This window comes from Pseudomonas sp. RIT778 (assembly GCF_019718735.1).
Lineage (GTDB): Bacteria > Pseudomonadota > Gammaproteobacteria > Pseudomonadales > Pseudomonadaceae > Aquipseudomonas > Aquipseudomonas aphyarum.
The window spans coordinates 80361-93593 of sequence record NZ_JAIHBA010000022.1; the positions used below are offsets into that span (position 1 = coordinate 80361).

Annotated in this window: 16 protein-coding genes and 1 other RNA gene; 10 read left to right on the forward strand and 7 right to left on the reverse strand. The window is 61.6% G+C overall.

The features are described 5' to 3' along the window. Positions 1–12: 12 nt before the first annotated feature. Positions 13–681 carry a gamma-glutamylcyclotransferase gene (locus K5E37_RS16540; protein WP_085606027.1) on the forward strand — a complete coding sequence of 223 codons (669 nt, stop codon included), beginning with the start codon at positions 13–15 and terminating at the stop codon, positions 679–681. On the opposite strand, the gene glpT is transcribed toward K5E37_RS16540, so the two are convergent. Continuing rightward, positions 657–2006 carry a glycerol-3-phosphate transporter gene (glpT, locus tag K5E37_RS16545; RefSeq protein WP_007951819.1) on the reverse strand — a complete coding sequence of 450 codons (1350 nt, stop codon included), beginning with the start codon at positions 2004–2006 and terminating at the stop codon, positions 657–659. The two genes, K5E37_RS16540 and glpT, sit on opposite strands and share 25 nt — an antisense overlap. A gap of 328 nt (positions 2007–2334) precedes the next feature. On the opposite strand from glpT, the gene K5E37_RS16550 reads away from it, so the two are divergent. Beyond that, positions 2335–2949, forward strand: coding sequence for an energy transducer TonB (locus K5E37_RS16550; RefSeq protein WP_221534518.1), 615 nt, complete (start codon positions 2335–2337; stop codon positions 2947–2949). A gap of 61 nt (positions 2950–3010) precedes the next feature. Here K5E37_RS16550 and K5E37_RS16555 read toward each other — a convergent pair whose 3' ends face one another. Beyond that, positions 3011–3988 carry an NADPH:quinone oxidoreductase family protein gene (locus tag K5E37_RS16555; RefSeq protein ID WP_221534520.1) on the reverse strand — a complete coding sequence of 326 codons (978 nt, stop codon included), beginning with the start codon at positions 3986–3988 and terminating at the stop codon, positions 3011–3013. Positions 3989–4138: 150 nt separating this feature from the next. Between K5E37_RS16555 and K5E37_RS16560 the strand changes: the two genes are divergently transcribed. Beyond that, the gene (locus K5E37_RS16560; protein WP_007951814.1) at positions 4139–4546 is read left to right on the forward strand and encodes a flagellar basal body-associated protein FliL; all 408 of its coding nucleotides are present in this window, start codon (positions 4139–4141) and stop codon (positions 4544–4546) included. 140 nt (positions 4547–4686) lie between these two features. On the opposite strand, the gene K5E37_RS16565 is transcribed toward K5E37_RS16560, so the two are convergent. After that, positions 4687–5139: an EVE domain-containing protein gene (locus K5E37_RS16565; RefSeq protein ID WP_103385895.1), complete on the reverse strand. Its 453-nt coding sequence runs from the start codon at positions 5137–5139 to the stop codon at positions 4687–4689. Positions 5140–5336: 197 nt separating this feature from the next. On the opposite strand from K5E37_RS16565, the gene K5E37_RS16570 reads away from it, so the two are divergent. Further along, positions 5337–5492: a hypothetical protein gene (locus K5E37_RS16570; protein WP_007911192.1), complete on the forward strand. Its 156-nt coding sequence runs from the start codon at positions 5337–5339 to the stop codon at positions 5490–5492. A gap of 35 nt (positions 5493–5527) precedes the next feature. Here K5E37_RS16570 and K5E37_RS16575 read toward each other — a convergent pair whose 3' ends face one another. From K5E37_RS16575 to K5E37_RS16590, 4 genes are all read right to left on the reverse strand, one after another. Next, a complete protein-coding gene (locus K5E37_RS16575) occupies positions 5528–6133 on the reverse strand; it encodes a 5-formyltetrahydrofolate cyclo-ligase (RefSeq protein WP_134022791.1) in 606 nt (201 codons plus the stop codon). Between the two features lie 80 nt (positions 6134–6213). Then, positions 6214–6392, reverse strand: a non-coding RNA gene (gene ssrS, locus K5E37_RS16580) — 6S RNA. 30 nt (positions 6393–6422) lie between these two features. Continuing rightward, positions 6423–6740 carry a cell division protein ZapA gene (locus tag K5E37_RS16585; protein WP_007951811.1) on the reverse strand — a complete coding sequence of 106 codons (318 nt, stop codon included), beginning with the start codon at positions 6738–6740 and terminating at the stop codon, positions 6423–6425. Further along, positions 6737–6946 carry a TIGR02449 family protein gene (locus K5E37_RS16590; protein WP_007940359.1) on the reverse strand — a complete coding sequence of 70 codons (210 nt, stop codon included), beginning with the start codon at positions 6944–6946 and terminating at the stop codon, positions 6737–6739. The genes K5E37_RS16585 and K5E37_RS16590 overlap by 4 nt, the downstream gene beginning before the upstream one ends. 125 nt (positions 6947–7071) lie before the next feature. Here K5E37_RS16590 and K5E37_RS16595 point away from each other — a divergent pair, with 125 nt between their 5' ends. From K5E37_RS16595 to K5E37_RS16620, 6 genes are all read left to right on the forward strand, one after another. Further along, positions 7072–7632 carry a YecA family protein gene (locus tag K5E37_RS16595; protein ID WP_007951810.1) on the forward strand — a complete coding sequence of 187 codons (561 nt, stop codon included), beginning with the start codon at positions 7072–7074 and terminating at the stop codon, positions 7630–7632. A 27-nt stretch (positions 7633–7659) separates the two neighbouring features. Further along, a complete protein-coding gene (pepP, locus tag K5E37_RS16600; protein WP_007951809.1) occupies positions 7660–8994 on the forward strand; it encodes a Xaa-Pro aminopeptidase in 1335 nt (444 codons plus the stop codon). Further along, the gene (ubiH, locus tag K5E37_RS16605) at positions 8991–10178 is read left to right on the forward strand and encodes a 2-octaprenyl-6-methoxyphenyl hydroxylase (RefSeq protein ID WP_221534522.1); all 1188 of its coding nucleotides are present in this window, start codon (positions 8991–8993) and stop codon (positions 10176–10178) included. Before pepP ends, ubiH begins: the two co-directional genes overlap by 4 nt. Continuing rightward, the gene (locus tag K5E37_RS16610; protein WP_221534523.1) at positions 10171–10656 is read left to right on the forward strand and encodes a DUF4442 domain-containing protein; all 486 of its coding nucleotides are present in this window, start codon (positions 10171–10173) and stop codon (positions 10654–10656) included. Before ubiH ends, K5E37_RS16610 begins: the two co-directional genes overlap by 8 nt. 9 nt (positions 10657–10665) lie before the next feature. Beyond that, positions 10666–11883 carry a 2-octaprenyl-3-methyl-6-methoxy-1,4-benzoquinol hydroxylase gene (locus tag K5E37_RS16615; RefSeq protein ID WP_221534554.1) on the forward strand — a complete coding sequence of 406 codons (1218 nt, stop codon included), beginning with the start codon at positions 10666–10668 and terminating at the stop codon, positions 11881–11883. 245 nt (positions 11884–12128) lie between these two features. After that, complete coding sequence (locus K5E37_RS16620) at positions 12129–13133, forward strand: extracellular solute-binding protein (RefSeq protein WP_221534524.1); 1005 nt, start codon at positions 12129–12131, stop codon at positions 13131–13133. Positions 13134–13233: the final 100 nt, after the last annotated feature.

The window sequence follows — 13233 nt, forward strand, 5'->3', positions numbered from 1 at the left end:
ACGCTATTCGCCATGAGCGCCATTGAAAACGCTTTTCTGAACCTGGCTTACCCTCCGCGGCTCGATCTTGGGCCGCAGCTGACGCACGAACAACTTCTCGCTTCCATGCAATCGACCATGGCGCGCCACAAGGGCGGGCCGGTGTGGCTGTTCGCCTACGGCTCGCTGATCTGGCGGCCGGAATGCTCCGCCGTCGAGCGGATGCGCGGGCGAGTCCATGGCTACCATCGCGGTTTGTACCTGTGGTCCCACGAACATCGCGGCACGCCGGAAATGCCCGGTTTGGTCTTCGGTCTGGATCGCGGCGGCTCGTGCAGCGGCTTCGCCTACCGGTTGCCGGAAGACAATCTGGACAGCGCGCTGTATGCGTTGTGGAAACGCGAGATGCCGTTCCCGTCCTATCGGCCACACTGGCTCAACTGCCGACTCGAAGATGGCAGCCAGGTTCAGGCCTTGGGATTCGTATTGGAGCGACACCTGCCCAGCTATGCCGGCAACTTGCCGGATCATGTGCTGAGCCAGGTGTTCGAAAGCGCTTGCGGGCGTTACGGCACCACTCGCGATTATGTCGAGCAGACCGCTCACGCCCTGCGCAGCCACGCCATGCCAGACCGGAATCTGGAGGCGCGGCTCAAGCGCTGTAAGTCAAAGGCCGATCAGGCGACTGCTTCGCGGCTCTGACTGGCGACTTGCTTGTGCCACAGGGTCGGGGCCAGGAAGGCCATCGACAGCAGGCAAGCGCCCACCAGCAGCACGAAACCGCCATCCCAGCCGAAATGGTCCACGGTGTAGCCCATTGCTGCACTGGCCGCGACCGAACCACCCAGATAACCGAACAGACCGGTGAAGCCTGCGGCAGTGCCGGCGGCTTTCTTCGGTGCCAGTTCCAGGGCCTGCAGGCCGATCAGCATCACCGGGCCGTAGATCAGGAAGCCGATGGAGAACAGCGCGATCATGTCGACGGTCGGGTTGCCGGCCGGGTTCAGCCAGTACACCAGCGTCGCCACGGTCACCAGTGCCATGAACACCATGCCGGTCAGGCCACGGTTGCCACGGAAGATCTTGTCCGACATCCAGCCGCACAGCAGCGTGCCCGGAATCCCCGCCCACTCGTAGAAGAAATAGGCCCACGAGGTTTTATCCACGGTGAAACCCTTGGCTTCCTTCAGGTAGGTCGGCGCCCAGTCCAGCACGCCGTAGCGCAGCAGGTAGACGAAGACGTTGGCCATGGCGATGTACCAGAGCATTTTGTTGCGCAGCACGTATTTGACGAAGATTTCCTTGGCGCTGAATTCGTCTTCGTGGCTGGCGTCGTAGCCTTCCGGGTAGTCGTTCTTGTACTTCTCGATCGGCGGCAGGCCGACCGACTGCGGGGTGTCGCGCATGGTCACGAAAGCGAACACCGCTACCGCCAGAGCCACAGCGGCCGGGACGTAGAACGCTGCGTGCCAGTCGTTGAACAGGCCCATGCCGATCAGGAACAGCGGGCCGATCAGGCCGCCACCGACGTTATGCGCCACGTTCCACACCGACACCACGCCGCCACGTTCCTTCTGCGACCACCAGTGCACCATCGTGCGTCCGCTCGGCGGCCAACCCATGCCCTGGGCCCAACCGTTGATGAACAGCAGGATGAACATCATGGTCACGCTGGAGGTTGCCCAAGGCGCGAAACCGAAAATGAACATGACCCCGGCCGATACCAGCAGGCCGAATGGCAGGAAGTAACGCGGGTTGGAGCGGTCGGACACCAGGCCCATGAGGAACTTGGACAGACCGTAGGCGATGGCGATGGCCGACATCGCCAGGCCCAGATCGCCACGGCTGTAGCCTTCGTCGATCAGGTACGGCATGGCCAGCGAGAAGTTCTTGCGCAGCAGGTAGTAACCCGCGTAGCCAAAGAAGATGCCGGCGAAGATCTGCCAACGCAGGCGTCGGTAGGTGCTGTCGATTTTTTCTTCAGGCAATGGAGCCTGATGTGCGGCAGGACGAAAGAAAGCAAACATTCAAGAGCTCCAGATTTCTTGTTTTGACTGCGGATGCGAATGTTACAGTTTCGTTACCGAAAATAGCACCGCTTCCCATCGGCAAAACAGCGGAAATGTTGGAAGTCGCGCGTTCCTTTATGAACATGTCGCTCAGATATAAGTACGCGGCGCTGTGGGAAATGTTACTTCGACGTCTTCCTGCCGGGTTTCATGGCTTTGTAGGGCACAGATTTGGGAAATGTCCTGCGAACAATGCGGAAGGCGCGGCGTTCTGTTTCAGGCTGCCGGGCTCTACCCTTTTGACGGTGCCAATCGGGCACTCGTGCGGTGAAGGGGGGGAGGGCTCATGCGGTGGTGTGTGTTGCTGTTTTTGCTGATGGCATCGGGAGGTGCGTGGGCGTCAGAGGTGCTACTGATTCCGGAAAACAACCCGAGGCCGGTCTATCCGCTGGGGCTTTTCAGGTCTGGCGTGGTTGGTGAAGTGGGCGCCGAGTTCACTGTCCATGCTGACGGTTCAGTTGACCGGATCAGCTTCGCGCCAAACAGCCATCCGGAGTTGATCGAAGCGGTCAGGGCGGCTGTCGAGCAGTGGCGTTTCAAACCATGGATCGTCGAGGGCGACAAACCGGCAGAGAGGCGAGTCCTTGCGCCGATGGTATTCAGGCTGGATCTGGATCAACCCATCCACATCAACCAGCAACTGAAAGCCTTGAAGTGCCGAACCCTGAACGAATATCTCGGCGACATTGCGGAACAGTCGTGGATAGATACCAAGGTGTTCGTTCACACCAGGGCCTACCTTTCCAATGTTTTCCACAAAGCGCAGCTGCCGGACGAACAGCGCCTCGATATGATCGCCAGACTGAACAAGCGGATTCCGACGATTGTCCGGGGATGTCGCGACAGTCCGGTCCGGACTTACATGAGTCTGTTGCCGGAGGACATTCGCAGTTTGATGTAGGGCTGGAGTGCTCTGAAGGGCGACCCGGCAGTTGCCATCAATCCCGGGTCGCCCGATCAGCTCAGCGCACTTGCACCACGACTTTCCCGACAGCCTTTCGCTGCTCGAGATCATTGATCGCCTGTGCGGCATTGCCCAGCGGATAGACCTGCGACACCAGCGGTTTCAGCTTGCCCTCGGCAAACCAGCCGAACAGTTGCTGGAAGTTCGCCGCGTTGTCCTGCGGCTGGCGCTGGGCGAAGGAGCCCCAGAACACGCCGAGCACTGCCGCGCCCTTGAGCAGTGCGAGGTTGACCGGCAGTTCGGGAATGCGGCCGCTGGCGAAACCGACGACCAACAGGCGGCCGTTCCAGGCGATGGCGCGGATGGCCTGGTCGAACAAGTCGCCGCCGACCGGGTCGTAGATCACGTCGGCGCCCTGGCCGTCGGTCAGGCGCTTGATCTCGTCCTTGAGGCTGGTTTCGCTGTAGTTGATCAGTTCGTCGGCACCGGCCGCCTTGGCCACGGCGAGTTTTTCCGCGCTGCTGGCGGCGGCGATCACCCGGGCGCCCATGGCTTTGCCGATTTCCACAGCGGCCAGGCCGACGCCGCCGGAGGCGCCGAGTACCAGCAGGGTTTCACCCGGTTGCAGGTTGCCGCGCTGTTTGAGGGCGTGCATCGAAGTGCCGTAGGTCATGCTGAAGGCGGCGGCGGTGTTGAAATCCATCGACGGCGGGATCGGCAGCACGTTGTAGCCCGGCACCGCGACCTGCTCGGCGAAGCTGCCCCAGCCGGTCAGGGCCATGACCCGATCGCCGACCTTCAGGTGACTGACCTTTTCACCGACTTCGCTGACCACGCCGGAGGCTTCGCCACCTGGGGAGAACGGGAAGGGCGGCTTGAACTGGTACTTGCCCTCGATGATCAGCGTGTCCGGGAAGTTGACCCCGGCTGCGTGCACGTCCAGCAGGATTTCGTTCTTCTTGGCGACAGGACTGGCGACGTCTTCCAGCACCAGCGATTCGGCAGGGCCGAAGGCTTTGCACAGCACGGCTTTCATCAGGGCTATTCCTTTGGGAGTGATGGCCGATAAGTGTAGGTGTGGCAGTCAACGGGTCAACGAGCATGCCCGGCCCTGATAGTCCGCCATAAGCTTGTGCTTGCGCGGCGGGTCGTTATGCTAGGCCGCAAACCGGATAAGGAGCGAATTGTGAAAGCGTGGATCATGTTGTTGCTGGCCCTGTCTCTGCCTGTGGCAGCGCTGGCCGAAGAAGCCAAAGAAGGCGAGGCGCCGAAGGTCAACTACATCACCCTGAGCCCGCCGTTTGTGGGCAACTACGGACTCGATGGCACCCCGAAGCTCAAGGTCTACAAGGCCGACGTGGCACTGCGGGTGACCGGTGAAGAGGCGACCAAACTGGTCAAGGCCAACGAGCCGCTGATCCGCAATCAGCTGGTGGCGCTGTTCACTCAGCAGACGACTGATGCGATGGGCAGCATCGAGGGCAAGGAAAAGCTGCGTCAGGAAGCCTTGAAGCAGACTCAGCAAGTGATGAATGACGAGACCGGCAAACCGGTGGTTGAAGATCTGTTGTTCAACAACCTGATCATTCAGTAAGGCATTCGTTGTCCGGGCGGGCCTCATCGCGAGCAAGCTCGCTCCCACAGGATTCATGGTGATCACAATTTTGTGATTCACACAGATCCCTTGTGGGAGCGAGCTTGCTCGCGATGGCATTTTGTCAGGCGACAAATGACTCAGGGTTTGAGCGCGATCACTGCCGCCCACTGCTCGGCCGTCACCGGCATCACCGACAGTCGCGAACCCTTTTGCACCAGCGGCATCTCGGCCAGCGCGGTCTGCTGTTTCAGGTAATCCAGCTTCAAGACCCGGTTGAATGTCTCTACGTGGGCGACATCGATCGCGCTCCAGGCGTTTTTCTCCGGCGTGGCTTTCGGATCGAAGTAATGGCTTTCCGGTTCCAGTGCGGTGGGATCCGGGTACGCGGCTTCGATTATTTTGCCGATTCCGGCAATGCCCGGCTCCGGGCAGCTGGAGTGGTAGAAAAAGAACTCGTCCCCCACCGCCATGGCCCGCAGGAAATTACGTGCCTGATAGTTGCGAACCCCGTCCCAGCGCGCTTTGCCGAGCTTCTCCAGGCCCTTGATCGAGAGCTCGTCGGGCTCGGATTTCATCAGCCAGTAGGCCATGGTGTGTGCTCCTCAAGCGGTCATTGGGCAGGTTGTCCGGCAATTTTATGACAAACCGACGGTCGGTTGACGTCAGCATTTGCGCAGAGGTTCACGTTGTCGCAAAATGCCGGCCTTTAAAGCTTGACGCTGCTGCACGGCCTACGAATGGAAACCGCTGCTGTCATCGTGATGATGTGCCTTGAGGGGGGCAATCGATGAAACGCAAACCGGATTTGCTGTGGACTTTGGTAATTTTGTTCGGTCTGGGCGTCGTGACCACCGGTTATGCGCAAAGTCTGTGGGCCAACAAGGCCGATGCACCGATTGAAGTGGCGCAACAGGTACAACAGTCGACAGCCTTCAAGCGCTGACACTGCCTTTTCGACGCTGCTGATCTACGCGGCGTCTATCCTGCGAAATACCACGCCTTGTCTGTCACCGTTCCCTGCAACGGTACATCCCAGCTCGCTTGCGCGAGACGTTCGACTTTCTGACATTCATGGGCCAGGCCCAATAGCGTCGGCTTGCGCCAGTTCTGGCGTCGGGCCAGATACGCCAGGCTGCGGTCGTAGAATCCGCCGCCCATGCCCAGGCGCCCGCCGACATCGTCGAATCCCACCAAAGGCAACAACACCAGATCCAGTGCCCAGACCTTGCGCTGACGGGCCAGATTGGCGCGCGGCTCCAGAATGCGGAAGCGGTTGGGTTTGAGTTTTTCGCCGGGGCGGATTTGCTGGAAGACCATCTTGGTCCGTGGCCAGGCACTGAGTACCGGCAGGTAGGTTTTCTTGCCCCGACGCTGGGCGGCGCGCAGCAACAGGCGCGGGTCGATTTCACCGTCGGTGGGCAGGTACAGGGAAATGTGTTTCGCCCGGCGAAAGTGCGGGTCTTGTGCCAGTTGCTTGTACAGACCTTCGGCGGCCTCGCGTTGTTCGCTTCGCGTCAGCGAGCGGCGGGCCTTGCGCAGCAGGCGGCGCAGTTGGGGGCGGGGCAGCAACGCGGGTTCGGTCATGGTTCGGCTTCGGCAGGGTGGGACGAAAACGTACGCATAAAAAATCCGATGCCGGCATGCACCGGCATCGGATTCGAATCAGGCTCCCCGGATGAGCCGCTGTCGACTTAGCCCTTGAACCCGAGAGTTCAAGGTGGAGGATGCAGTAGGCTTTAAGGCTTTCCGTCTGGCGGACATGCACACCAGCCCAACGTGCAACCCCCAGGGTAGTGCAAATCGGCTCAGGGACATCGTCAACTGGCAAGCACCCCAGGGAGTGCGGCGAGTATAACTCAAGCAGCCTGGCGAATCAGCCCTTGCTGATGTCCGGATCGTCGGCCAGCACCAGATCGACACGATCGAGCAAGTCACGCACCTGTTCACGGGTCGAACCGCTGGCCTGGATGTCCGGACGCTCTTCTTTGTGCAAGAGGTCGTGGGTGATGTTCAGCGCGGCCATCACGGCGATGCGGTCGGCGCCGATGACTTTGCCGCTGCTGCGGATCTCGCGCATCTTGCCGTCCAGGTAGCGGGCGGCGCTGATCAGATTGCTGCGCTCTTCCTGGGGACAGATGATCGAATACTCTTTGTCGAGGATCTGCACGGTAACGCTATTGCTTGAACTCATGAGTCTTGCTCCAGGGCCTTGAGGCGCGAAATCATCGATTCGACCTTACGCCGGGCGATTTCGTTTTTTTCAATGAGGTGCGCGCGTTCCTCGCGCCAGGTCTTTTCCTGAGCAAGTAAGAGTGCATTTTGACTCTTTAGTTGCTCGACTCGGGTAATCAGCAGTTCGAGTCTGGCCATCAGCGCTTGCAGGTCGGTGTCTTCCATTGTGTCCACTGATTCGGTCTGATGGGTTTGGCTGGCGGACAGCCTTTAATGGTCTTGGCGAGTCTGTCGATGTAGGATACAAGGCCTTCATTCTAGACATAGCGCCGTCTGGCGCCTAGCTGCCCATGCCCATTCAGAATTCCCCGTACCAAGGCTTTGCCACCCTGCTGAACTCCAGCGGTCACTCCGTTTCGCCTGCCGAACTGCACGGCCTGTTGCTGGGCCGCAGTTGCGCCGGCGCCGGCTTCAATGCCGAAGAGTGGCTGATCGATGCCGCCGAGTTGCTCGAAAGCGAGCCGCAGGACAACGTCCGCAACGCGCTGATCGGTCTGCAGGAGATGGTCAAGAGCGAACTCACCGGTGATGACGTCACCGTGGTTCTGCTGCTGCCGAACGATGACGCGCCACTGGCCGAGCGCGCCGCCGCGCTGGGCGAATGGTGTCAGGGTTTCCTCACCGGTTTCGGCCTGAACTGCCGCGACAGCAGCATGCTGAGCACCGAAGCCACTGAAGTGTTGCAGGATTTGGCAGCGATCTCCCAGGTGCAAGACGCACTGGAAGAATCCGAAGACGGCGAAAGCGACTATATGGAAGTCATGGAGTACCTGCGTGTCGCTCCGCTGCTGCTGTTCTCCGAAACCAAAAAGGCCGACGTGCCGCCAGCGGCCAAGCCGTCGCTGCACTGATCGCGTGCCAGGGAAAGCCATCTGCCCATGATCCATATCCCGAAAGCGGAATACGCCCGGCGCCGCAAGGCGCTGATGGCGCAGATGGAACCCAACAGCATCGCGATCCTGCCTGCCGCCGCGGTCGCCATTCGCAACCGCGACGTCGAGCATGTCTATCGTCAGGACAGCGACTTCCAGTACCTCAGTGGTTTTCCCGAGCCACAGGCGGTCATCGTCCTGATGCCCGGGCGCGAACACGGCGAGTACGTACTGTTCTGCCGTGAACGCAATGCCGAACGCGAACTCTGGGACGGCCTGCGCGCCGGCCAGGAAGGTGCGATCCGCGATTTTGGCGCCGACGACGCCTTTCCCATCACCGACATCGACGACATCTTGCCGGGCCTGATCGAAGGCCGCGACCGGGTGTATTCGGCCATGGGCAGCAACCCGGAATTCGACCGCCACCTGATGGACTGGATCAACGTGATCCGCTCCAAGGCGCACCTCGGCGCCCAGCCGCCGAACGAATTCGTTGCCCTGGATCACCTGCTGCACGACATGCGCCTGTATAAATCGGCGGCAGAAGTGAAGGTGATGCGCGAAGCGGCGCGGATTTCCGCCCAGGCCCACATCCGGGCGATGCAGGCCAGCCGTGCCGGGCTGTACGAGTACAGCCTCGAAGCCGAGCTCGATTACGAGTTCCGCAAGGGCGGGGCGAAAATGCCGGCCTACGGTTCGATCGTCGCCGCCGGGCGCAACAGTTGCATCCTGCATTACCAGCAGAATGACGCGCTGCTCAAGGACGGCGATCTGGTGCTGATCGACGCCGGATGCGAGATCGACTGCTACGCCAGCGACATCACCCGCACCTGGCCGGTCAACGGCAAGTTCTCGGCCGAGCAGAAAGCGATCTACGAACTGGTGTTGGCCTCGCAGGAAGCCGCGTTCGCCGAAATCGCCCCGAACAAGCACTGGAACCAGGCGCACGAAGCCACGGTTCGGGTCATCACCGCCGGACTGGTGAAGCTGGGGCTGTTGCAGGGCGAAGTCGACGAGTTGATCGCCACCGAGGCCTACAAGGCGTTTTACATGCACCGCGCCGGCCACTGGCTCGGGATGGATGTGCATGACGTCGGCGAGTACAAGGTCGGCGGCGAATGGCGGGTGCTGGAAGTCGGCATGGCGCTGACCGTGGAGCCGGGCATCTACATCGCCCCGGACAATCAGAACGTAGCGAAGAAATGGCGCGGCATTGGCGTGCGCATCGAGGATGACGTGGTAGTGACCAAAAGCGGTTGTGAAATCCTGACGGGTGGCGTGCCGAAAACCGTCGCCGAGATCGAAGCCCTGATGGCGCAAGCACGGACCTGCGCGGCATGAGTCGGGTCAATCTGGCAATCATCGGTGGCGGTCTGGTCGGCGCCAGTCTGGCGTTAGCCTTGCAGGCCGGGGCCAAGGCCCGTGGCTGGAAGATCGTGCTGATCGAACCGTTCGCCCCCGGTGACACCTGGCAGCCGAGCTACGACGCGCGTTCCTCGGCACTGTCTTTCGGCTCACGGCAGATTTATCAGCGGCTGGGCGTGTGGCAGGAAATCTCCCGCCGCGCCGAGCCGATCAAGCAGATTCACGTGTCCGACCGTGGACGTTTTTCCACCGCTCGCCTGTCGGCGATGGAAGAGGGCGTCCCTGCGCTCGGCTATGTCGTGGAAAACGCCTGGCTCGGCCAGTGTCTGTGGCAGCACCTCGACAAAGACGTGATCAGCTGGCGCTGCCCGGCGGAAGTCACCCGCATGGAGCCGTTGCCGGACGGCTATCGCCTGACCCTCAACGACGAAACCACGGTCGAGTGCGATCTGGCGGTGCTCGCCGATGGCGGCCGTTCCGGTCTGCGCGAACAATTGGGCATCAACGTGCGCAAGCGCCCGTATAACCAGAGCGCGCTGATCGCCAACATCACCCCGAGCGAAGCGCACAACGGCATGGCCTTCGAGCGCTTCACCGACGAAGGCCCGATGGCGCTGTTGCCGCTGCCGGAAAACCGTTGCGCGCTGGTCTGGACCCGTCTGGGCATGGACGCGCAACGGTTGGCCGACCTGAGCGAGCGTGATTTCCTCAGCGAGCTGCAAGGCGTGTTCGGCTACCGTCTCGGCACTTTGAAACAGGTCGGCGCGCGGCATCTGTACCCGCTGTCGCTGGTGGAAGCCGAAGAGCAGGTGCGCTCGCATCTGGCCGTTCTCGGCAATGCCGCCCACAGCCTGCATCCAATTGCCGGGCAGGGTTTCAACCTGTCCCTGCGCGATGCCGATGCGTTGGCCGCCGCGCTGCTGGCCAGCGACAAACCGCTGGGGGATTTCGCCACGTTGCAGGTCTATCGCGAGCGTCAGCGTCTCGATCAGGACCTGACCGTGGGTTTCTCCGATCAGGTCACGCGCCTGTTCGGCAGCACCCAGCCGCTGGTGTCGCTGGGGCGCAACATCGGCCTGCTCGGCCTCGATCTGCTGCCGCCGGCCAAACGCTGGTTCGCCCGTCAGGCCATGGGGCTGGGGACGCGGTCGGATGCGTGAGTGGCTGATCAAACAGTTTGGCAAGGCGCGGCTGATGCGCTGGATCATGACGTTCTACCCGCCGTATTTCGGCGCGGGTGTCCGGGTGCAGCACATCAGCGATGACTTTCGCGACATCCGGGTCTCGATGGGCCTGGGCTGGTACAACCGCAATTACGTCGGCACCCAGTTCGGCGGCAGTCTGTATTCGATGGTCGATCCGTTCTTCATGTTGATGCTCATGGAGAACCTCGGCTCGCGGTACATCGTCTGGGACAAGGCCGCCGACATTGATTTCATATCGCCGGGTAAAGGCCCGGTGTTCGCCCGGTTCAACATCGACGACACCCTGCTCGACGAGATCCGTCGGCAGACCGCCAGTGGCGAGAAATACCTGCCGCAGTTGCAGGTCGACATTCATGACGGCGCCGGCAACCTGGTGGCGCGGGTCGGTAAAACCCTTTACGTGCGGCTCAAGCCGCCAGCGAGACAGGCTTAAAGCATGGAAATGCGCGCGGATGTGCTGATTGTCGGAGCCGGAATGGTCGGCAGTGCCCTGGCGCTGGCGTTGCAGGGCAGCGGGCTGGAAGTGCTGCTGCTCGACGGCAGCCCGTTGAGCGTCAAACCCTTCAATGGCGACGCGCCGTTCGAGCCACGGGTGAGCGCACTGTCGGCGGCCAGCCAGCGGATCCTCGACCGCCTCGGCGTGTGGGACGGCATCGTCAATCGACGCAGCAGCCCTTACACCGACATGCACGTCTGGGACGGCAGCGGCACCGGCCAGATTCACTTCTCGGCCAGCAGCGTGCACGCCGAGGTGCTCGGCCATATTGTCGAAAACCGCGTGGTCCAGGATGCCTTGCTCGACCGTCTGCACGATTGCGATATGGGCCTGTTGGCCAACGCGCGGCTGGAGCAGATGCGCCGTTCCGGTGATGACTGGCTGCTGACCCTGGCCGACGGCCGCACCTTGCGTGCGCCGTTGGTGATCGCGGCGGACGGCGCCAATTCTGCGGTGCGCCGTCTGACTGGCGTTGCCACTCGCGAGTGGGATTACCTGCATCACGCCATCGTCACCAGCGTGCGCAGCAGCAAGCCGCACCGCATGACCGCCTGGCAGCGTTTCACCGATCACGGGCCGCTAGCGTTTTTGCCGCTGGAGCGTGATGGCCAGCAGGACTGGTGCTCGATCGTCTGGTCGACCACGCCAAGCGAAGCCGAACGGCTGATGGCGCTGGATGAAGCGGACTTCTGCCGTGAACTCGAACGCGCTTTCGAAGGTTGCCTCGGCGACGTCATCAGTGCCGACCCGCGCCTGTGCGTGCCGCTGCGTCAACGTCACGCCAAACGCTACGTGGCCGAAGGCCTGGCACTGATCGGCGATGCCGCGCACACCATTCACCCGTTGGCGGGGCAGGGCGTGAATCTCGGCTTCCTCGATGCCGCCGTGCTGGCCGAAGTGTTGTTGCAGGCCAACGAACGCGGCGAACGCCTGGCGGACGTGAAAGTCCTGAGCCGCTACGAACGCCGGCGCATGCCGCACAATCTGGCGCTGATGGCCGCGATGGAAGGCTTCGAGCGGTTGTTCCAGGCCGATCCGTTGCCGCTGCGCTGGTTGCGTAATACCGGGCTGAAAATCGTCGAGCAGATGCCCGAGGCAAAGGCGTTGTTCGTGCGCGAAGCATTGGGTCTGACCGGGGACCTTCCCGTCCTGGCTAAACCATAATTCTCTGTTGAGACTGAAGGCCCCTTCGCGGGCAAGCCCGCTCCCACAGTGGACAGTGTGAAATTCCAATTTGAGTACACCCTGGAACCCTGTGGGAGCGGGCTTGCCCGCAAAGGCGCCAGTTCATTCGCCAAAAGTTTCGGGCTGTGCAACATCTGGTAACTCCTTGGGAAAGTGTTCGATTGAGCTCGTAAATGTGAGTCCTTATCATTTGGGCCACTTTTCCCGACCGAGAGACCGCTCCCATGTTGGCATCCAAGCGTGTTCTGACCGCACTGGCCCTGACCCTGATCGGCAGCACTGCCGCCCAGGCCGCCGACGAGGTGGTGGTCTACTCCTCGCGTATCGATGAGCTGATCAAGCCGGTGTTCGATGCCTACACCGCCAAGACCGGGGTGAAGATCAAGTTCATCACCGACAAGGAAGCGCCGCTGATGCAGCGGATCAAGGCCGAGGGCGAGAACGCCACCGCCGACCTGCTGCTGACCGTCGATGCCGGCAACCTCTGGCAGGCCGAGCAGATGGGCATTCTTCAGCCGTTCACCTCGAAAACCATCGACGCCAGCATTCCCCTGCAATATCGCTCGTCCAGCCACGCCTGGACCGGCCTGAGCCTGCGTGCGCGAACCATCGCCTATTCCACCGCACGGGTGAAACCGGGCGAGCTGACCACCTACGAAGCATTGGCCGACAAGAACTGGGAAGGCCGCCTGTGCCTGCGCACGGCGAAGAAGGTCTACAACCAGTCGCTGACCGCCACCATGATCGAAGTCCACGGCGCCGAGAAGACCGAGAAGATCCTCAAGGGCTGGGTCAACAACCTGTCCACCGACGTGTTCTCCGACGACGTCGCGGTGCTGGAAGCGATCAACGCCGGCCAGTGCGACGTCGGCATCGTCAACACCTACTACTACGGCCGCCTGCACAAGCAGAAGCCGGAGCTGCCGGTAAAACTGTTCTGGCCGAACCAGGCGGATCGTGGCGTGCACGTCAACCTGTCGGGCATCGGCCTGACCAAACATGCACCGCATCCGGAAGCCGCCAAGGCACTGGTAGAGTGGATGACCACGCCTGAAGCGCAGAAGATCTTTGCCGACGTGAACCAGGAGTTCCCGGCGAATCCGGCGGTGAAACCTTCGGAAGAAGTGGCGGCGTGGGGGCAGTTCGTGGCTGATACGCTGCCAGTTGAGGTGGCGGGCAAGCGACAGGCTGAAGCGATCCGGATGATGGATCGGGCGGGTTGGAACTGAGTATGTTGCCGGCTGCGGTGTTCGCTTGAGATCGCTGCCCTCACCCCAGCCCTCTCCCGGAGGGAGAGGGAGCCGATCTCCATAGTTTTTAAAACTGGAG